Origin of the sequence: Salininema proteolyticum (assembly GCF_042685645.1) — a bacterium.
Lineage (GTDB): Bacteria > Actinomycetota > Actinomycetes > Mycobacteriales > Micromonosporaceae > Salininema > Salininema proteolyticum.
Map to the genome: position 1 here is coordinate 3903762 of NZ_JBHUNX010000001.1, position 18595 is coordinate 3922356.

The window sequence follows — 18595 nt, forward strand, 5'->3', positions numbered from 1 at the left end:
GGGAAGGGGCGGGCGGCTTACGCCGCCCGCCCCTGGAAAGTCGGAAAGGTGTCTACTTCTTCGTCGCCAGCGAGCGGGCGAAGAACATCATGTTCGCCGGGCGCTCCGCCATGCGGCGCATCAGGTAGCCGTACCACTGGTCGCCGTAGGGCACGTAGACGCGCACGCGGTAGCCCTCGCCGGCCAGGCGCAGCTGCTCCTGCGGGCGGATGCCGTAGAGCATCTGGAACTCGAAGTCCTGCGGCTCGCGGTCGTACCAGCGGGCGCGGTCGATGCCGATCTCCACCAGACGCGGGTCGTGCGTGGCCAGCATCGGGTAGCCCTCGCCGGCCATCAGGGCGTTGACGCAGCGCACGTACGAGCGGTCGATGTCGATCTTGCGCTGGAAGGCGACGGTCTCGGGCTCCTTGTAGGCGCCCTTGCACAGGCGGATGCGGCTGTCCTTGTAGGCCAGGGCCTTCGAGTCGTCCTCCGTGCGGCGCAGGTAGGACTGCAGCACGGTGCCGAACTCGGGGAAGTCGCGGCGGATCCGCTCCACGATGCCGAGGGTGGAGTCCGTCGTGGTGTGGTCCTCCATGTCGGCGGTCACCGTGGTGCCGGCGTCGGCCGCGGCGGTCGCGATCTCATGCGCACGCGCGTAGGAGGACTCCTCGTCGAACATCTGCCCGAGGGCGGAGAGCTTGAGGCTCACCTCGGCCATGTGGGACAGGCCCTCGGCCTTCAACGCGGCAAGGAGGCGCAGGTACTCGTCGCGGGTGGCGTCGGCCTGCTCCGGCGAGGTGGTGTCCTCCCCCAGGTAGTCAAAAGTGGCGAGCAGGCCTTGTGAGGCGAGCTCGCGGGCCACGGCCACGGCCTCGGCGGTGGTCTCCCCGGCGACGAAGCGCTTGACAAGCGAACGTGTAACGGGCGCGGCTCCTACGACCCGCTCCATCTTCTTTGATCGAGCGGCGGCAAGAATTACAGAACGCAACATATAAGAAGATTATCGCCAGCGAACCGACTGCGGACGGCGAGGGTTCGTGTCGTGAGCGAGAACATGTGATCAAAACGGATAATTATCCTACAATTCCAAAGTCCAAATGGGCGTTTTCTTTATTTTTGTCTAGTGCCCGAGGTGTTTTCTCGCAAATTTCAAAGATTCGTATAGGTCTTCGAGGCGGTCCTCACGTGACGGACATTTCCTCGTCGACACTTCCAATGTGACCTGTCCGTCCCAGTCGCGCTCCGCGAATCCCCGCAGGATCTCCGCGCAGGGCTGCTCTCCCCGACCGGGGACGCGGTGCTCGTCCACGCCCGGACCGACCCCGTCGGCGAGGTGGAGGTGGCGCAGGCCGGAGCCCATGCGGCCGGCCATCTCGCGGGCGTCGGCACCGCTCGCCGCGCAGTGCGACAGGTCCAGGGTATACGCGTCGTACCCCTCGATGGTCGGGTCCCAGTGCGGTTTGAAGGCGCCCACTTTCCGGGGACCGACCTTGATGGGGAACATGTTCTCCACCGCGATGGTCACGCTCGGGTGCCGGGCGGCGAGGCCCTTGATCACCGTCGCGAAGTTCTTGGCGTAATTGCGCTGCCAGGCGAAGGGAGGGTGGATGACGACCGTGGTGGCGCCCAGGTCCTCGGCGACCGCCGCGCTCTTTCGCAGCCTCATCCACGGGTCGCGGCTCCAGACGCCCTGCGTCACCAGGAGGCACGGGGCGTGCAGCGCCTTGATCGGCGAGCCGTAGTGCCGCGCGAGACGGGCCGCGGCGGCCGGGTCCTGGCTGACCCGGTCGGTGAAGACCATGAGCTCCACCCCGTCGTAGCCCAGTTCGGCCGCCATCTCGAAGCCCACCGCGGTCGGTTCCGGGTAGACGGACGTGGTCGAGAGGAGCACTTGTGCCCTGTCGTTCTTAGCCGTGGCGCTCACTCCCCTAGGATACGCACGCGATCCGGCCGCGGGCACGGGTCGTGCTGTGCTGCGGGAAGACCCGGTTCGCAACCCTGTGCGAGGAGGCGCTCCCACCACCCCGTCGTCTCCGTGGATCCCCGCCGCGGTGGGAGGACTCACCGCTCCCGCCGCGGCGGGGTGGGGCCTCCCACTCACCCTTTCCGTCCCTCTCCCGGGCGTCTCCACCGCGTGTTCCATCGCCGCACGGACCGTCGCGGAGTATGTTTGACGGGTGACAAACGACGAGGTGGACGCGACTTTCGACCGCGAATGGGTCGAGTTCTACGATCCCGCCGACGGAGAGACCGTCATCCGCGCCAACCTGACGTGGCTGACGTCCCGGTGGGGCTGCATCTTCGGCCAGGGCTGCCCCGGTATCGACGCCGGACAGCCCGCCGACGGCTGCTGCCTGCACGGGGCGTTCTTCACCGACGAGGAGGACCTCGTCCGGGTCCAGGAGGTAGCGAAGAAGCTGACCCCGGAGACGTGGCAGCTCCACCGCGACTGGCACGAGTCGCTGGAGGAGGACACCCTCGAGAACGACGAGGGCGAGGAGGAGCCGGCCATCAAGACCGCCGTCGTCGACGGGGCCTGCGTCTTCCACAACCGCGAGGGCTTCCCGACCGGGCCCGGCTGCGCCCTGCACCAGCAGGCCATGCGCGACGGGGTCCACCCGCTCGAGTACAAGCCCGAGGTGTGCTGGCAGCTGCCGATCAAACGGGACTTCACCAGCATCGACCGGGCCGACGGGTCGGTCACGCCGGTGACGATCCTCGACGAGTTCGACCGGGCCTCGTGGGGGCCGGGCGGTCACGACTTCGACTGGTGGTGCACCGACGCGAAGCTGGCCCACCAGTCGGCCGAGCGCGTCTACGAGTCCCACGAAGCGGAGCTGACCGAGCTGATCGGCGCGCCCGCGTACGAGCGGCTCTCGGAGATCTGCGCGCGGGCCGTTGAGAGGGGCCTCACGGCCCCGCACCCGGCCGACCCGGGCGCTGTCAACCTCGGCATGCCCGGGCGCGCCAAGGGCTAGGGCCCGGCCGAGGCGCGGTCCCGTGCCCCTGAGGGGCGGGCCCCGTCGCACGGATAGTCCGGGTCCAGCCGAGACTCGCGAGTCCGGCCCTCCGGGCGGGCCCCGTCGCGCGAAGAGCTAGGTCAGCCGCTTCGGTTCGCCCAGGCGGTCCAGGACCGACGAGACCACCACTCCGAGGAGCAGGACCGCGAGCGTGAACGTGGCGGCCGGGACGTGGTCGTTGCCGGTCTCGGTGGTGAAGCCGAAGTCGTACGGCCTCATGAGCAGGGCGCCGGCCCAGACGGCGACGACCGCCCAGACCTCGCCGGTCACCGGACCCCTCCGGCCGTTGACGCAGACGCCCGCCAGCAGCGCGACCGCCAGCAGCCCGTAGAAGCCCTGGTAGCCGAACAGAGCCGAGTACTGCGTGTCCCATGCCGCGGGCGACTCCGCGGCCGAGTGGACGACCGCCGAGTCCAGGTTGTGGGCGAGCCATCCGACGACGCCCATGCCGACCGTCGCGCCGGTGTGGACGAGTAGCCCGGTCACCGTGCTCCCCTTCGCCGCCGACGAGCTCATGAGGTCGCGGACGGGTTCGCGGGTGAAGAGCAGGCCCAGGGCGACCGCGAGGACGAGGAAGAGCGCGGGCACCCAGTAGTCGCCGTTGAGGCCGAGCGTCTCGGCACCGCGCTCGCCCTGGGGCGCCGACGGGTGGTCGACCCACCGGTAGGCGCCGTAGACCAGGGCCGCGGCCATAAAGGCAGCGAGCCACCCGTTCACCTTGAGGACGTTCACCAGCAGCCCGAAAACGAGGGCCGCGGCCAGTCCGAGGCCCGCGACCATGGCGAGGCCGATCAGGGGCGGCTGCGAGGGTAGGAAGTCGCCGTCGAAGGCGAGCATGCCGGGGAGGCTCAGTCCCGCCAGCGCCGGAACGCCGAAACGGATCGAGGCCCCGAACAGGACCACCAGGCCCACCAGTAGGCCGAGGCCCGTCGCCAAGGCCGTCTTGTCCATGTCCGCGACGACGTCGTCGCGGATTACGGCCGCCGCCGCCAGTCCGGCGGCGGCGAGGAAGAGGACCGCCTCCCAGACCAGCTGGGGAGCCAGGCGGTCCTTGGGCGGTTCGGGGTCCGGTTCGGTGACCTCCGGCGGTTCGAACGAGGGGGCGACGGCCAGGGGAAGCGCCGCGGTCCTGTCGGTGTCCGGGGGCGACTGGTCTTGGGGGAACGTCATTTGGCGTCTCCAGGAGTCGACGGCAGTATCGACGGTCATCGTAGGCGCCCGCGTCCACTCCGCCGCTCAGTCCGGGGAAGGTCTCGTCGTTGGACACCGTCGTGAAGACGACGGCGCCGCCCTCCTCCAGCAGAGGGGACAGCTTCTGGACGGTGAAGAAGGAGCCCTTGGCGTTGACGTCGAAGATCGCGTCCCAGGACTCCTCCGTCACCTCCTCCAGGGTCTGGAACTCGGCCAGGCCCTGGTTGACGAAGAGGTAGTCGACCCCGCCGAACCTCTCGCCCACGTACTCCGCCAGCCCGTCCAAGTCGCTCAGGCTCGTGGCGTCCGCCGCGAACGGGTGCGCCGCCGGGGTGTCCAACACGTCGGCGACCTTCTCCAGGCGCTTCGCGTCGCGCCCGGTGAAGACGACCTCCGCGCCCCGATCGATCAGGTGCTCGACGATGGCGAGGCCCATGCCCGTGGTACCGCCGGTGAGGACGGCCTTCCTACCGCTCAGCGGCTTCTGGTTCTCATTCTTGATCGTTGCCATGCGGAGACCGTACGGCCTGACACCGGTGTCAGACTCCATCGGAAGTGATCGGGGACACATGAAAGGCCCGCTCCCCCGGCGGGGGCGGGCCTTTCTCGCAAAGCGCGGAGCTCGACCCCTCAGAACGGGTCGGACTCGAACGATCCGACGCCCTGCTCGCCGTTCTCCGGAGCCTTCTTCGGCCTGCCGAGCGCGTTCAGGGAAGCGGAGACGATGAAGCCGAGGATCAGGGCCCCGAACAGCAGCACCTGTGTCCATCCGATGTCCCGGACCTGGGAGGCGCCCGGGTCCATGACGTCGAAGGACCGGGCGAGGTGGTCGCTCCAGAGCATCGCCGCGCCCCAGACCAGGAGCACGGACCAGACCTCGCCGGTCACCGGCCCGCGGCGGCCGTTGACCGACACTCCCGCGATCAGGGACATGGCGAGGACGGGCAGAAGCAGTCCGAGATAGAGGCCGTGCAGTTCGAAGACCGATCCGGTCAGCGAGTTGAAGGCCTGCAGCAGCGAGTCGCCGACGACGTTGCGGGGGCTGTTCTCCAGCCGGACGTTGTACGCCAGCCAGGCGACGACGCCCAGGAACAGGGTCGCCCCGAAATAGGCGAGGATGCCCATGGCGATGCCCGAGCCCTCGCGGTTCGCGTCCCCCCTGGCGGCCAGGGCCGAGGACTCCATGCGGTCGCGGACGCCGTCCGACAGGGACGCGAGCCCCTTGAGGACGGCCAGGGCCGCGAATGCGATCGGCACCCACCAGGCGCCGTTGAGGAGGAACGGTTCGGGCCGGCCGCCGACGGACGGGATCTCTTCGATCTCCGCCGTGAAGTAGACCGGCACGAACATCATGGCGGCCACGATGAACGACGACAGCCACGCGGTCACCCGCAAAGCATAGGTCAGGAACGCGAAGACCAGCGTCGCAGCGAGGGCGTAGGCGGCGATCCACGCCAGTCCCAGCCACGGATTGTCCCCGATGAGGACCGTGGAGAAGGACGGTATGAGGACCAGGAAGACGAGTCCCGCCACGGCGGGGACGCCGTAGCGCAGCGACAGCCCGAAGACCGTCACGACTCCCAGCATGAGTCCCAGTGAGATCGCGATGTCCATGTTGTTCACGCCGGAGAGGAGTTCGTCGTCGACGAAGACCGCTCCGGCGGCGAAGAGCGCTCCGATGAAGAGGAGCGCCTCCCAGACGAACTGCGGGAGCAGGCGGTCCCTCGGCCCTTTGTCCTCCGGCTCTTCGGGCGCCTCGTCCTCCACCGGGGGCAGGATTCCGCCGATCCCGCCGGCGGGGATCGGCTCGGTGCTCTCCGTCCCGGAGGGCGGAGTCATGGGCGGAGGGCTCGCGTCCCCCTCGTCCCCGGACCTCTCAGGTTCCGGGGACGAGGAATTGGGCGGCAAGGTCATGGTCCTTATTACTCCCGGTCTCGTCGGTGCCTTGGGGCCTTGACGATAGCGTAGTAATCGGCGTCCACACCGGGCAATCGCCCTCAAACCGCCTCACCGGCGGAAATTGAAGGACTTGCCCGAACTCGCCGGGACCTCGCCGAACGGGTCGACCGGCTTCTGCGAGCCGGTGTCCGCCCCGGGCGCGTCGCCGAAGAGGTTCGTTCCGGTGGCCATGGCGGCGAAGTCGTCGTCGCCGCCGGACCCGCTGCCCAGCTCCGAGCGTGGGGCCGGCAGGACGGTGGTGTCGTCCTCCTTCAGGTCGTCGACGTCTCCGGCCCGCTCGATCTGCGAGGCCTCCTCTTCCTCGGCGCTGTTCCACGTCTCGATGAAGCGGCTGACGATGAAGCCGAACACGATGGCGCCCAGCGCGACCCACAGCGGGTCGAACCAGCCGCGGGACTCCGCGAACCACATGGCGGCCAGGATGGCCGTGGAGGCGAGGAAGGTTCCGGTGAACCCGCCGCGGCGGCCGAAGGGCGAGGTGCCGCCCAGCAGTGCCGCGGCGAAGGCGGCCAGGCCGACCTCCACGGGGTCCACCAGGACGGCCGCGTCGGCCGTGCTGGAGCCCCAGGCGAAGACGACGCCGGCTCCCCCGGCGGCCAGGCACGACAGGATCACGCCGAGGACGGTGATCCACGGGTGGGGACGCCAGTCGTCGCCGGCGGTGTCGCGGTTGGCCTGCAGCTTGTCGCGCAGGCTGGGCACGGCGCCGACGAATCCCAGCAGCAGCGAGAGGCCTACGGCCGCACCGAGGGCCGCGTACACGGCCTTGCTCTGCAGGGTGGCGGCCATGAAGGTGGAGGGGGTGCCGCGTGCGATGAGGATGAGGCTGCCGCCGAGGACGATGCTGGTCGCCCAGGAGGGGATGCGGAGCCAGGTGTTGAGCAGTGCGGTGGCGACGCCCATGAAGAAGGCGGCGCCGAGGCTCATGCCGAGGGCGATGGCGAGCCCGGATCCGGAGGCGTCGATGAAGAGCCATCCGGAGAAGAAGGCGATGGGGCCGGCGGCGAGGTTGACGGCGCCGACGCGCATCGAGGCGGCGGTGGCCGTGGCGGCCAGGAGCACGGGGGCCAGGGCTAGGGCGAATCCGGCCCAGCCGGCGTCGGCGAAGGGCCCGGTGGCGGAGCGCAGGAGCGCGAAGAGCAGACCGGCGGAGCAGAGGAAGAGCCCCGCCTCCCAGGCGAAGTGAATGCCCAGGCGGTCGTTGGAGCGAGTATGCGGCTTGTCGTCCACAATAGATCCCTAGTGATCGGTTGATATGGCCGCGACTCCGGAACCCGGCGAACCCCCTGGGGAGAGGGTTTTTGTCGCCTCCCGGAGTCAAGTTAAGAACCCACCATATCCCGTTACTCCGCGCTACCGGCTCCTCCACGTCCCCGCGTACTCGTTTGAGCGCTCCGCGTGGAACCGGGCATCCGGAAAGACTGTTCGCCGCTACATCTCGGGCTCAGACCCACGTCGGGGAGGCATCCGCTCAATGCCCGCCGCACGGTGAGCGCACCGGAAGGCGCCGGTCCGCTCGGTTCCCGTGGAAGGAGAACGTGCTGGAGGGCCTTGGTCGCGTCAGTGCCCATAGATGGAGAACGCACCGGAAGGCCTCGGTCCTCTCGGGAGTCCAGAACACGCGGAGGGCCGTCCGCCGCGACTCCCCCGCAGGGGTTCTCCGGTCCGCGCTGCCGCAGAGGGCCGTGCTACTAGCCGGACGCGGGCGTGCCGCCGTCCTCGTCGTCCTCCGGGGGAACGCGGCAGGAGTACTCGAGCCACAGCGCCGCCGCCAACAGGAGGGCCGAGGCGATGAACCCGGCCACGGCGTTCGGGGTGTCGTGTCGGATGGCCGGGGTGGGCCGGGAGCTCTGCAGCCACAGGTACAGCGACAACGCGCCGTAGAGGCCCATCAGGATGGCGCCGCCGAAGACGCTCGCCTTGCCGAGCACCGCCACCCTCGCCGTCAGTAGCGGGTTGACCGGCTCGGTCGGTCTCTCCGCCTTCCACGCCGGGGTTCCCTCCTCCGCCTTGGGGGCCGGCGGGTGGATCTGCCGGTGAGTGCGCCACGCGAGGAACCCCAGGAGGATCGCGATGACGACGATCGCCGCGGCGTTGAACCACTCCAGGCGCGGCAGTTGCCCGTACCAGCGGGAGACGGCCACGTAGCTGACCGACAGGCTCAGCAGGCCCGCAATCGCGATCGAACCCGGAGCGGTCGGCCTCAGGGAGGGCGTCGGCTCTTTCTTCGGCATCTGGTCAGGTCCTCGTCTCATCTCAGGCGGAAGGCGGGGCCGCGGGCCCCTTGCGCATCGTCTTCCGGTCGGCGGCCAGCTCATCGCTCGCCAACAGCCGCTCCACTGAACCGTACCCCGGAAGCTCGGCGTCGCCGCGCATCTCCAGCCAGGGAGCGAGCACGAACACCCGGAGGCGGGCGCGCGGGTGCGGGAGCGTCAGGCGCGGGTCGTCGCTGGTGACCGGCTCCCCGTCCTCCCAGGCCGCGATCAGGTCGATGTCCAGGGTCCTGGGCCCGAACCGGCGCTCGGGGTCCCGCACCCGTCCGCCCTCGGCCTCCAGGTCGCGGGTGTGGGCGAACCAGTCTTCGACGCCCCAGCCCTCCCTCTCCACGAACGCCGAGACGTTCACGTAGTCGGGCTGGTCGGGGTCTCCCCACGGGGGCGTGTAATAGAAGGAGGAGACCTCCGACGGCCGAAGGCGTTCCAGCGCCCACCGCAGGGTCTCCTCCCGCTCGCCGAGGTTCGCGCCGAGGCTCAGCAGCAGCCGGACGCTCATCGCGACCTTTCGATCCGGACGGAGACGTCGGAGAACTGGTGGCGGATGGGCGCGTCGGGCTTGTGCACCGTGACCGCGGCCCTTTCCACTCCCGCCTCTTCCAGGCACAGCGCCGCCAGCCGCTCGGCGAGGGTCTCGATCAGGGCGACCGGTTCGCCCGCGACCACCGCGACCATCCGGTCGGCGAGGTCGCCGTAGTGGACGGTGTCGGCGACGTCGTCGGAGGCCGCCGCCTTCGCCGTGGACACGTGGAGGTCCGCGTCTATGAGGAATTCCTGGCCCGCGGAGCGCTCGGTCTCGTACACGCCGTGGTAGCCGAAGACGCGCAGGCCCTTGAGTGAGATGACATCAGCTGACACGTCTAAAGACTATCGGACCGGGCGGCGCGTGTCAGGACGGCGGTATCGTGGACTTGCACGCAAAGCCGCGCTTAGGAGGTAACGCATGTCGTTGGATCGCCCGAAGGCCCCGTGGCCGTACGACTTTCTGCCCGCCGTCCCGTCGTTCGAGGTGACGTCGTCCGATGTCGCCGACGGGGAGACGGTGCCCGCGAAGCACACCGCCGCCGGGGGCGACGTCTCGCCGCAGCTGTCCTGGTCGGGCTTCCCCGCCGAGACGGCCGCCTTCGCCGTGACCTGTTTCGACCCCGACGCCCCCACCGGATCGGGCTGGTGGCACTGGATGGCCCTCGACCTCGACCCGTCCACGACCTCCCTGGACACCGGGGCCGCCCAGGACATGCCCGCCGGCGTCGTCCAGCTCCGCACCGACTCGGGCTCCGTCGGCTACGCCGGCTGCGCCCCGCCGCCCGGGGACTACCCGCACCGCTACATCTTCGCCGTCCACGCCCTGGGCCGGAAGCTGGAGGTGCCGGCCGACGCCTCGATGGCCTTCGGCTCCTTCAACATCACCTTCAACGTCCTGGCCCGCGGCCTGATCACGCCGGTGTTCGCCAATGCCTGACGCCGTCATAGCCTCGGCCGCCCGCTCGCCCGTCGCCAGGGCGGGCAAGTCCCTCGCGCACGTCCACCCCGTCGACCTGGCCGTACCGGTCTTCCAGGCGGCCCTGGACCGCGTCGGGATCGAGCCGGGGGAGGTCGACGACGTGATCGTCGGCTGCGTCTCGCAGGTCGGCGAGCAGTCGTGGAACATCGCCCGCAACATCGCCCTCGCCTCGGGATGGCCCGAGTCGATCCCCGGCACCACAGTGGACCGCCAGTGCGGTTCCAGCCAGCAGGCGATCGCCTTCGCGACCGCCCTGGTGTCCTCCGGGCTGGCCGACGTGGTCGTGGCCGGCGGCGTCGAGTCGATGTCCCGGGTTCCCATGGGATCCAGCCAGGGCGACCAGTTCCCCTACGGAGACACGCTCCGCGGGCGCTACGCCGAGAAGGTGGACGCCTCCGCGCCCCTGCCCTTCAACCAGGGCGTCGGCGCCGAGCTCATCGCCGCCGAGTGGGACGTGACCCGCGCCGAGATGGAGCGGTTCGCGCTGGAGAGCCATGTCAAGGCCGCCTCCGCCCGCGACACCGGCGCCTTCGACCGGGAGATCGTCCCGATCGGGGACTTCCGCGCCGACGAGGGGATCAGGGAGACGTCCCTGGAGAAGCTGGCGGGTCTCAAGCCGGCGTTCAGCCCCGACGGGCCGATCACCGCCGGGGTGGCCTCGCAGATCTCCGACGGGGCGGCGGCCGTGGTCGTCATGAGCGAGCGCAGCGCCCACCGGCTCAAGATCGAGCCGATGGCCCGGGTCGTGGACCACGTCGCCGTCGGCTCGGACCCGGTGAAGATGCTGGACGGGGTCGTCCCGGCCACCCGCAAGATCCTCGAGCGCACCGGGATCTCCCTGGACCACTTCGGGATCTTCGAGGTCAATGAGGCCTTCGCGCCGATCCCCATGATGTGGCAGAAGGCGTTCCGGATGGACGACGAGGCCGACGCCAGGCTGCTGAACCCGCGCGGCGGGGCGATCGCGCTGGGGCATCCGCTCGGGGCGACGGGCGCCCGGTTGACGACCTCGATGCTGCATTACATGCAGGACACCGGCGAGCGCTACGGCCTGCAGGTGATGTGCGAAGGCGGGGGAATGGCCAATGCGACCGTCTACGAGCTCTACGCGGCGCCCAGTACCGGCACGAACGGCTGATCACGGCGGTCGGGGGTTCGGCCGCCGGAAGGCGGGTGCCGGAGACCCTGGAAGCGGCTGATCACGGGATCGGGGGTTCGGTGTCCGCGCCCGCCCCGCCGTCAAGGCCGGCCGGCGCGTTCCCGGCCCCGTCCCGGCGTCCGGCGGCGGTCCTCGCGGGGATCCGCCGACGCTGCCGGGGACTCAGGCGCTTCGCAGAACGTCGGACCGTGCCGCTCGCCGGCGCCGCCGTGCTTCGGGCACACCGGCGCCAGCGGGCGGCACGGGCTCTGCTTCTTCAGTCGGCCCCGCGGACGCCGTGCCGCGGCGGACCCGAGCGGTCACTCCCTAACTTCCAACGGGAGAGGATCAACAGGCTCATCACCATGGCCACGAATCCGACGGCCAGGTTCCAGTTCTGCCATACGGCCACGGGGTACTGCTGGCCCGAGAGGTAGTAGGTCACCAGCCAGGCGATGCCGAATACGATCAGCGACACGGCCGTGACGGGGACCCAGGTCGGGCTCGGCTCGTAGTGGTCTCCGGTGGAGGAGGTCGATCCGCTCTTGGACTGGTAGACCTTCTTCTTGCGGACTCGAGACTTGGGCATCGCGATTTCTCCTTCTCAACTGACGCCTACAGCGTACCGTACGTGCAGAGGCAGTCCACCGCCACGAAGCCCCGGCGCCGGAGTCCCCCTGTGCGAGCTCCCGCTCTGTTCGAACGGGTGAATGCCGGGTAGGACCGTCACCAGCCGTCACCGTCCGCCGTTGGACCGAGTGGGATGGGAGTACATTTATGGGAAGCCCGCCCCTGACGCACCTTGGAGAGGAGAAGGCCGAACACCATGACCGGTTTCCAAGACGGCGACTCCGAGCCTGACGAGCCGCGTAAGCCGTCACCGCGCCCCAGGCCGGCCGACGGCTCTCCGGGCGGCGCGAACCCGCCGCGGCCCCCCTCGGACGGACGGGGCGGCTCGCGCCCCGGCGCGGGCGGCGCCCCCGACCCGCAGAACCCCCGCCACGGACGGAACACCCCCCGCCCCGGCCCCGCCGGGACCCCCTCCGACAACGCTTCGGACGGCCTCGACGACGAGACCATGATGCTGCCGACCGGCAACGCCGCCTCGCCGGCGTCGCCCGGTTCGGAGCCGCAGGGCCTCGTCCCCGGCCCCGACGAGACGGCCATCCTTCCCCCCATCGACGGCGAGTCGTCCGCCGAGCCGGCCGACTCGATGGCGGTCAAGCGCCACCGCGACCCCTCCGGAGGCGGCGACACGGTCCGCAAGGTGGTCCGGGGGGCCGGCGAGCTGCTGCTGACCTTCGGCGTCATCGTCATGCTCTTCACCGCCTACGAGTTCTGGGGCGTCAGCGCCAAGGTTGAGGGCGAGCAGGAGGACATGGCGGCCGACCTGGAGAACATCTGGCAGCAGCAGGAGGAAGAGGGCGAGGACGCGGACCCCGTCCCCGAACTCGGAGACGCCTTCGCCCGCATGTGGGCCCCGAGGATCCGCCCCGAGCCGTGGGTCCTGGTCGAGGGCACGGACCTGGCCGACATCGAGTACGCCCCGGGCCGCTACCTGGACGGGGCCATGCCGGGCCAGCAGGGCAACTTCACCCTGGCCGGGCACAACATCCCCGCCATCTTCCAGAAGATCCGCGACCTGGAGTCGGGCGACAACGTCGTCATCGAGACCAAGGACAAGTTCTACGTCTACACCGTGGAGAAGCACGAGATCGTCGAGGACACCCAGCTGGACGTGACGGCGCCGGTGCCCCGCGCCGCGGGCGCCGAGCCCGGCGACGACGACTACTGGCTGACCCTGTTCACCTGCCACCCGCTGTGGGACAACTACGAGCGCTACGTCGTCTACAGCAACCTCACCGCGACCTACGACCGAAACCCGGAGGGCGAACTGCCCGAAGAGGCCCTCCAGTCCTGAAAGGAGCCCTAGGTGTACTCCTGGATCTGGCGCAGAATCCCCGGCGGCGTCCCCGGCAAGCTGGTCGGCATGCTCGGCCTGGCCGCGGGAGCCTTCGCGCTGCTGTGGTTCGCCGTGTTCCCCGCCGTCCAACCCCACATGCCCTGGAGCAACGTCGATCCGGGCCTGTCCGACAACGGGCCGGCCGGCGACCTGGCTCCGCCGCAGGGCGAGGACGGGGAGGACGCGGACGAGGACTGCACTCCGGGTTTGACCTGCCCGGACTCGAATTTCGACCCCGAAGACTACGAGACGGCCGATGAAGAAGAAGGCCGCCGACTGCAAGAGGAATACGAAGATAACAACTGAGGCAACCGACGTCTCGAGTCCGGCGATCCGCATCGTCGACTTCCGGGACTCCTTCGTGCACACCATCGCCGGATACCTCGGCTCTTACGGGGCCGGCGTGACCCTGGAGCGTGCCGAGGACACCGACCTGGACGCCGTCGAGGCCGACCGCCCCGACGGGATCCTGCTCTCCCCCGGACCGGGCCACCCGAGCGCCGCCGCCGTGGGCCACCGCGTCCTGGAGCGCTTCGCCGGGCGGATCCCCGTCCTCGGCGTCTGCCTCGGGCACCAGATCATCGCCGAGCACTGGGGCGCGGTGGTCGACCGCGCACCGGAACTGCGGCACGGCGAGACCTCCGAGGTCTACCACGACGGCGGAGGCGTCTTCCGCGGCCTGTCCAATCCGACGACGGCCGCGCGCTACCACTCCCTGACCGTCGACCCCGCCGGCGTGGTCGCCCCGCTGGTCATCTCGGCGTCGACGGCCGGCGGCACCGTCATGGGCCTGCGCCACCGCAGCCTGGCCGTCGAGGGCGTGCAGTTCCACCCCGAGTCGATCCTGACCGACGAGGGCCACCGGCTGCTGCGCAACTGGGCCGCGAGCCTGTAGCCGCCCGGCGCTGAAACGGGCAAGAAGCCGAATCGGGCGAGAAAGAGGGCGCCCGATCCCGCTCAGGCGCCCAGAGTCCTCACGAACAGCCGATAGGCCTCGTACTCCACCCACTGCCGTATGGCCATGCCCGTCAACTCCTGACAGGGCCACCACGTCGAGGACGGCTCCTCCGTGCCCAGCCCGGACAGGACGCACACGAGCCGAGGCCTCCTCCCCGGAAACTCGGTGTAGACGAAGACCGACCCGGGACCGTCGGAGGGGCAGGTGGCGACCATCGGACGCGTGTCGTCCCCGAACCTCCCCAGGACGCGCGCGTCGGGAAACTCGGCCGGCAGGTCCGCTCTCGCAATGCTCATGGTCGCCTCTCCCCGGCGGGGCCCGCCGGATTCCGGTCAAAGAGGGACGGTTACCTATTGATCCGACGATAGTCCTCGAAACAGTGTCTCCGCAGCGAAACGGCCCACGGCGGCACGCCCGGGCGCGCGGGCCGCGCACGCGTCCTCTTGCGCGCCTTGCCGAGCCCCCGGTCCGGACCCGGCGCCCGATAGCGTCCCGATCGGACCCCACGCCCCGAGAGTTCCGCTCGTTTTCGCAGGTGAAACCCGAGATAAATCTACAATGAGGAGACAGGACACCGTCGATTACGGAGCCATCATGACCACCGACAGAACACCACTCCACACCACCGGCGAAGTCCACGTCTGGGGCCGGCGGCCCACCGGGGCGAGCAGAATGCTGCAGCCGCGCCACCCGGCCTTCTGGATCCTCTGCGCCTTCTTCGTCTTCTCCATCGTCTTCGCGGTCCCCGCATGGATCTCCGCGTTCTCCGAGGGACGACTGGCCGTGAACCTCGGCGCCGCCGCCCTGTGGCTGCTCTGGCTGGTCGTGATCGCGTGGCTGATCGACAAGATCGACTACTTCTCCGCCATGCCGACCACCACCCGGCTGGCCGCACTCGCATGGGGCGTGATCGTCGTACCCGTCATGGTCGTGCCGCTCGTGTCGCTCATGAACGGCTGGCTCGAACCGCTGACGGGCGAGCACACCGAAAGCTACGCCACGGCAGTCCCGCACGAGGCGGTCAAACTGCTGGGCGTCGTGCTGCTGGCCGGCATAGCCCCGGTCCTGTTCCGGCGTCCGATGGCCGCCCTGGTCAGCGCGCTGCTGCTCGCCTCGGGATTCACCGCCGTCGTCGAATGGCAGGGCACGGCCGACCGCGCCAACGCTCTGGCCGACGGAGGCGCCAGTGCCGGCACCGTCGTCCGGGACATGGCCGGAGACGTGTTCGTGCAGGGCGTCCTGGCGATGCCGTGGGCGCACATGGCCTTCACCGCCATCGCCGCCATGGGCGTGTCCTGGTGGATGATGGAGAAGGAGAAGAGCGCCCTCAGCCGCCTGGGCATGGGCGCCCTCCTGTTCGTCACCGCCTCCGCCCTCCACTGGCTCACGGAGATGGTCACCGCGATCCCGCTGAACGAGTCCATCCTCGCCCGGATGTACATCGCCATCGGCTCGCTGGTCATCATCGGAGGCCTGATCGCCTACTCGCTGCGGGAGGAGCGGACCTGGTTCGAGCACGTCGCCGACCGCACGCACACCGGCATGGACCCGCGGGCGTTCGAGACGCCGTTCGAGCGGCACCGCAACCCCGAATGGAACGAGATGGACCACAAGGCCGCCAAGGAGACCCAGCGCGCCGTCCTCGGATACGCCGAGGCCGTGGGCGACGAGGACGAACAGGCGGCCGAGCGTCTCAGGAAGGAGGCGCTGCGGAAGAAGTTCGCCGCGAGGCAGAAGACCCCGCACTGACCGGGCCGCGTCAGCCGGCGAGAACCGGAACTGCGCGGCCTCCCCCCCGGTGCCCTCCGCCGCAGAGGCCTCACTCCGATACGGCCCGGATCCACCCGCGAGTCGGGAGGACCCGGGCCCCTCTACATCTGCTTGCGCTGCTCGGCGAACTGCTCCAGGTACTCCAGCTGCTGCACGTCCAGGCTCGGGCGGACGCGCTCGCGGGCGCTCTCGAGGTGCGCCATGGTGACGAGCGAGGCCTCCAGGCTCTCGCGCATCGCCGTCAGGGCCGCCTCGCGCACCAGCGCCGCGCAGTCGGCCGCCGAGTAGAGCCACAGCTCCTCGGCGACGGCGTCCAGGTCCACGTCGTCGGCGAAGGGGACGTTCTTGGCACTGGAGCGGAGGATGTCGGCGCGGCCGACGGCGTCCGGCGGCGGCACGTACACCAGCCGCTCCATCCGGCCGGGGCGCAGCAGCGCCGGGTCGATCATGTCGGGTCGGTTGGTGGCGCCGACGACCACGACGTCGTGCAGGGCCTCCGCCCCGTCCAGCTCCGTCAGCAGGGAGGCCACGACGCGGTCGGCCGTGCCGCCGTCGGTTCCGTGGCCCCGCACGGGCGCCAGCGCGTCGAGCTCGTCGAAGAACATGAGCGTCGGCGAGGCCGTGCGGGCCCGGCGGAAGAGGTCGCGCACGTTGCGCTCCGACTCGCCGACCCACTTGTTGAGCAGTTCGGAGCCCTTGATGCTGACCACGTTCGCGTGGCCCTCGCCCGCGACGGCTCGGACGATGAAGGTCTTTCCGCAGCCGGGAGGCCCGTAGAGGAGCATGCCGCGCGGCGGCTCAATGCCGAGGCGCGTGAACGAGTCGGGGTAGGTCAGCGGCCAGAGGACGGTCTCGGTGAGGCTTTGTTTGAGGTCCTCCATGCCCCCGACGTCGGCCAGGGTGAGCCCGCCGAGGTCGACCCGGTCGTCGGCCAGGGCGCTGGGCCCGACGGTCCCGAGGGCCGTCTCCAGGTCCTCGGTCTGCAGCGCGGTCGCCCCGCCGTCCTTGGCGCGCAGGGCCGCTCGGACGCCGGCCTCCCTCACGACCGCCGCCAGGTCGGCGGGGACGTAGCCCTGGGCCTTGGCGGATACCGCGGCGAGGTCGACGTCCTCGCCGATCCTCATGCCGCGGGTGAGGTAGCCGATGAGCTCGGTGCGGGCCCTGGAGTCGGGCATGTCCACGACGACCTCGTGGTCGAGCGTGGAGCGGAGGTCGGCGCCGACCTTCTCGACGTTGGTGGTCGTGCAGACCACGGCGTTGCCCTGGGCCAGGACTTCCTCGGCGAGGCGGGTGAACATGGTGGCCAGGGAGGTCGGGGTGCCGTCGGGGACGATGGCGTCGACGTTGCGCAGGAGAAGGATGCCCTGGCCGCGCATCGAGTCGCGGGCCGAGCGCAGCTGGGAGGCGGCGCTGTTGGCGTCGACGGCGGCCAGGTCGGGTCCGTTGAGTTCGAAGAGGCTCACGCCGAGGTCGTCGGCGATGGAGCGGACGATGGTGGACTTTCCGCTGCCGGAGGGGCCGGTGAGGACGATGCCGAGGCGCACGGAGGTGCCCACGACGTTGAGGACTTCGCTGTGGCGGAAGGCCAGGTCGAGAAGTTCGTGGAGTTCTTCGGCCGGGCGGCGGTTCCCGACGAGGTCGCCGTAGGGGATGGAGCCGAGTTCGGCGGCGTCGACGGTGTCGCGGAGGCGCGGGTCGGCGTCCGTTCCCCGGCCCCGGCCGGCGGAGGCGGCGCCTCCGGCACCGATGGCGCGGGTGGCGGGCGAGGACGGTGTCGCGTCGGACAGGGTGCCGGAGCGCGGCGTGGCGTCGGTCAGGTCGCGCGTGCCGGGGGCGGGGCCGCGCGTGATGGTCGGTTCGGTCCGGCGTGGACGGTCGAGGTCGACCGAGACGCCCCTGCCCGGCAGGTCGACGCGCCTCTCGCGTTCGACGGGGCGGTCCCACTGCACGAGCGTGTCGTTGGTGATCATGACCGGCCCGTCGGGAGAGGTGTCGACGACGGACATGAGCAGGGACGTCCAGCCCATGCCGAGGGTGTTGTTCAGCGTCCGGCGGGTGGGTCCGGCCAGGGAGTTGTCGCCGATCTCCATCGGCAGCAGGGAGATGTCGTCACCCTCGGTGACCACTTTGGAGAGAAGAGCGTGCCGGAGCGTCTCGGTGTCGACGCCGACCATGATGTTCGCGGCGGCGTTGACGGTCACGGTGTCGGCGGCGGCCAGGTCTGCGGGGCCGATCGCGACCGGGGAGTTCTCGCGGATGCCCAGATTGCCGAGGACGAGGTCGTCGGCGTGGAGGGAGCGGCGCGAGGAGCGGGCCTCGGCCTCGAGCGCTATGGCGGAGGTGGTGGAGGTGCCGCTCATGGTCACGGCGTCGCCCGGCTGGAGGCCCAGCGCGGTGAACACCTCGGGGTGGATGCGGACTATGCCGCGGCGGGATTCCAGCCCGGCGCGGGCGCGCGTGGCGATGAGTTCGATCGAGGTCACCCTTCTAGGGTAGAAGGTCTCGGCCGCCCGCAGCACCGTGCCCGCAGGGAGGCGGGCCCCCTATGGCGATTCCCATACTCTCGGAATCCTCACATCCCGGACGGCGGCCGGCTCAATGCCGGGGCGGTGGTTCTTCCACCCGCCGACGGACGGCGCTCCGGCGGGGCCCGATCGCCGTGCGGGAGTCGTCCCGATGTGGCGCGGGAAAGTCCCGGGCCGTTCCGTTCCCGTTCGGGTGCCTTTCACACACGAGAGCGGGTGTCCGGTCGCCTTCCGGCGGTGTTCCTTCCCCGTGGGCGCTTCTCGCCAAAGGGTACGGATGTCCGGTCGCCTTCCGCCCGTGCTCCATCCCCG

At 70.2% G+C, this 18595-nt stretch carries 18 protein-coding genes and 1 pseudogene; 7 read left to right on the forward strand and 12 right to left on the reverse strand.

What is annotated here, in order from left to right:
- Positions 1–52 precede the first annotated feature (52 nt).
- Positions 53–973 carry a proline dehydrogenase family protein gene (locus tag ACFTE1_RS18000; RefSeq protein WP_380623847.1) on the reverse strand — a complete coding sequence of 307 codons (921 nt, stop codon included), beginning with the start codon at positions 971–973 and terminating at the stop codon, positions 53–55.
- 129 nt (positions 974–1102) lie between these two features.
- Positions 1103–1906: a sugar phosphate isomerase/epimerase family protein gene (locus ACFTE1_RS18005; protein ID WP_380623844.1), complete on the reverse strand. Its 804-nt coding sequence runs from the start codon at positions 1904–1906 to the stop codon at positions 1103–1105.
- 253 nt (positions 1907–2159) lie between these two features.
- Here ACFTE1_RS18005 and ACFTE1_RS18010 point away from each other — a divergent pair, with 253 nt between their 5' ends.
- Positions 2160–2960 (forward strand): hypothetical protein, encoded by an 801-nt coding sequence (locus ACFTE1_RS18010; RefSeq protein WP_380623841.1) that lies wholly within the window; start codon positions 2160–2162, stop codon positions 2958–2960.
- Positions 2961–3077: 117 nt separating this feature from the next.
- Here the strand turns inward: ACFTE1_RS18010 and ACFTE1_RS18015 are convergent, their stop codons facing one another.
- From ACFTE1_RS18015 to folB, 7 genes and pseudogenes are all read right to left on the reverse strand, one after another.
- Complete coding sequence (locus ACFTE1_RS18015; protein ID WP_380623838.1) at positions 3078–4172, reverse strand: hypothetical protein; 1095 nt, start codon at positions 4170–4172, stop codon at positions 3078–3080.
- 148 nt (positions 4173–4320) lie between these two features.
- Positions 4321–4764: pseudogene (locus ACFTE1_RS18020) on the reverse strand (SDR family NAD(P)-dependent oxidoreductase); the annotation flags it as partial.
- A 59-nt stretch (positions 4765–4823) separates the two neighbouring features.
- Complete coding sequence (locus tag ACFTE1_RS18025; RefSeq protein WP_380623835.1) at positions 4824–6032, reverse strand: hypothetical protein; 1209 nt, start codon at positions 6030–6032, stop codon at positions 4824–4826.
- A 168-nt stretch (positions 6033–6200) separates the two neighbouring features.
- On the reverse strand, positions 6201–7382 hold the full coding sequence (locus tag ACFTE1_RS18030) for a hypothetical protein (protein ID WP_380623832.1): 1182 nt from the start codon (positions 7380–7382) through the stop codon (positions 6201–6203).
- Between the two features lie 461 nt (positions 7383–7843).
- Positions 7844–8386: a DUF3180 domain-containing protein gene (locus ACFTE1_RS18035; protein ID WP_380623829.1), complete on the reverse strand. Its 543-nt coding sequence runs from the start codon at positions 8384–8386 to the stop codon at positions 7844–7846.
- A gap of 22 nt (positions 8387–8408) precedes the next feature.
- Positions 8409–8924, reverse strand: coding sequence for a 2-amino-4-hydroxy-6-hydroxymethyldihydropteridine diphosphokinase (gene folK / locus ACFTE1_RS18040; RefSeq protein WP_380623826.1), 516 nt, complete (start codon positions 8922–8924; stop codon positions 8409–8411).
- Positions 8921–9283: a dihydroneopterin aldolase gene (folB, locus tag ACFTE1_RS18045; RefSeq protein WP_380623824.1), complete on the reverse strand. Its 363-nt coding sequence runs from the start codon at positions 9281–9283 to the stop codon at positions 8921–8923. Before folB ends, folK begins: the two co-directional genes overlap by 4 nt.
- An 85-nt stretch (positions 9284–9368) precedes the next feature.
- Here folB and ACFTE1_RS18050 point away from each other — a divergent pair, with 85 nt between their 5' ends.
- Positions 9369–9887 (forward strand): YbhB/YbcL family Raf kinase inhibitor-like protein, encoded by a 519-nt coding sequence (locus ACFTE1_RS18050; protein WP_380623822.1) that lies wholly within the window; start codon positions 9369–9371, stop codon positions 9885–9887.
- Positions 9880–11067: a thiolase family protein gene (locus ACFTE1_RS18055; protein ID WP_380623820.1), complete on the forward strand. Its 1188-nt coding sequence runs from the start codon at positions 9880–9882 to the stop codon at positions 11065–11067. The genes ACFTE1_RS18050 and ACFTE1_RS18055 overlap by 8 nt, the downstream gene beginning before the upstream one ends.
- Before the next feature lie 277 nt (positions 11068–11344).
- Here ACFTE1_RS18055 and ACFTE1_RS18060 read toward each other — a convergent pair whose 3' ends face one another.
- On the reverse strand, positions 11345–11656 hold the full coding sequence (locus tag ACFTE1_RS18060) for a cell division protein CrgA (protein WP_380623818.1): 312 nt from the start codon (positions 11654–11656) through the stop codon (positions 11345–11347).
- Between the two features lie 237 nt (positions 11657–11893).
- Between ACFTE1_RS18060 and ACFTE1_RS18065 the strand changes: the two genes are divergently transcribed.
- The 3 genes from ACFTE1_RS18065 to ACFTE1_RS18075 are packed head-to-tail and all read left to right on the forward strand — an operon-like array spanning position 11894 to position 13925.
- Entirely contained in the window at positions 11894–12988 is a 1095-nt protein-coding gene (locus ACFTE1_RS18065; protein WP_380623816.1) for a class E sortase, read from the forward strand.
- 12 nt (positions 12989–13000) lie between these two features.
- Positions 13001–13336 carry a hypothetical protein gene (locus ACFTE1_RS18070; protein ID WP_380623814.1) on the forward strand — a complete coding sequence of 112 codons (336 nt, stop codon included), beginning with the start codon at positions 13001–13003 and terminating at the stop codon, positions 13334–13336.
- The gene (locus tag ACFTE1_RS18075; protein WP_380623812.1) at positions 13287–13925 is read left to right on the forward strand and encodes an anthranilate synthase component II; all 639 of its coding nucleotides are present in this window, start codon (positions 13287–13289) and stop codon (positions 13923–13925) included. Before ACFTE1_RS18070 ends, ACFTE1_RS18075 begins: the two co-directional genes overlap by 50 nt.
- 62 nt (positions 13926–13987) lie before the next feature.
- On the opposite strand, the gene ACFTE1_RS18080 is transcribed toward ACFTE1_RS18075, so the two are convergent.
- Positions 13988–14284, reverse strand: a complete 297-nt coding sequence (locus ACFTE1_RS18080; protein WP_380623810.1) for a hypothetical protein — start codon at positions 14282–14284, stop codon at positions 13988–13990.
- Positions 14285–14546: 262 nt separating this feature from the next.
- Between ACFTE1_RS18080 and ACFTE1_RS18085 the strand changes: the two genes are divergently transcribed.
- Complete coding sequence (locus ACFTE1_RS18085; RefSeq protein ID WP_380623808.1) at positions 14547–15737, forward strand: PrsW family glutamic-type intramembrane protease; 1191 nt, start codon at positions 14547–14549, stop codon at positions 15735–15737.
- A gap of 122 nt (positions 15738–15859) precedes the next feature.
- Here ACFTE1_RS18085 and ACFTE1_RS18090 read toward each other — a convergent pair whose 3' ends face one another.
- Positions 15860–18241 carry an AAA family ATPase gene (locus ACFTE1_RS18090; RefSeq protein WP_380623806.1) on the reverse strand — a complete coding sequence of 794 codons (2382 nt, stop codon included), beginning with the start codon at positions 18239–18241 and terminating at the stop codon, positions 15860–15862.
- Between the last annotated feature and the right edge of the window lie 354 nt (positions 18242–18595).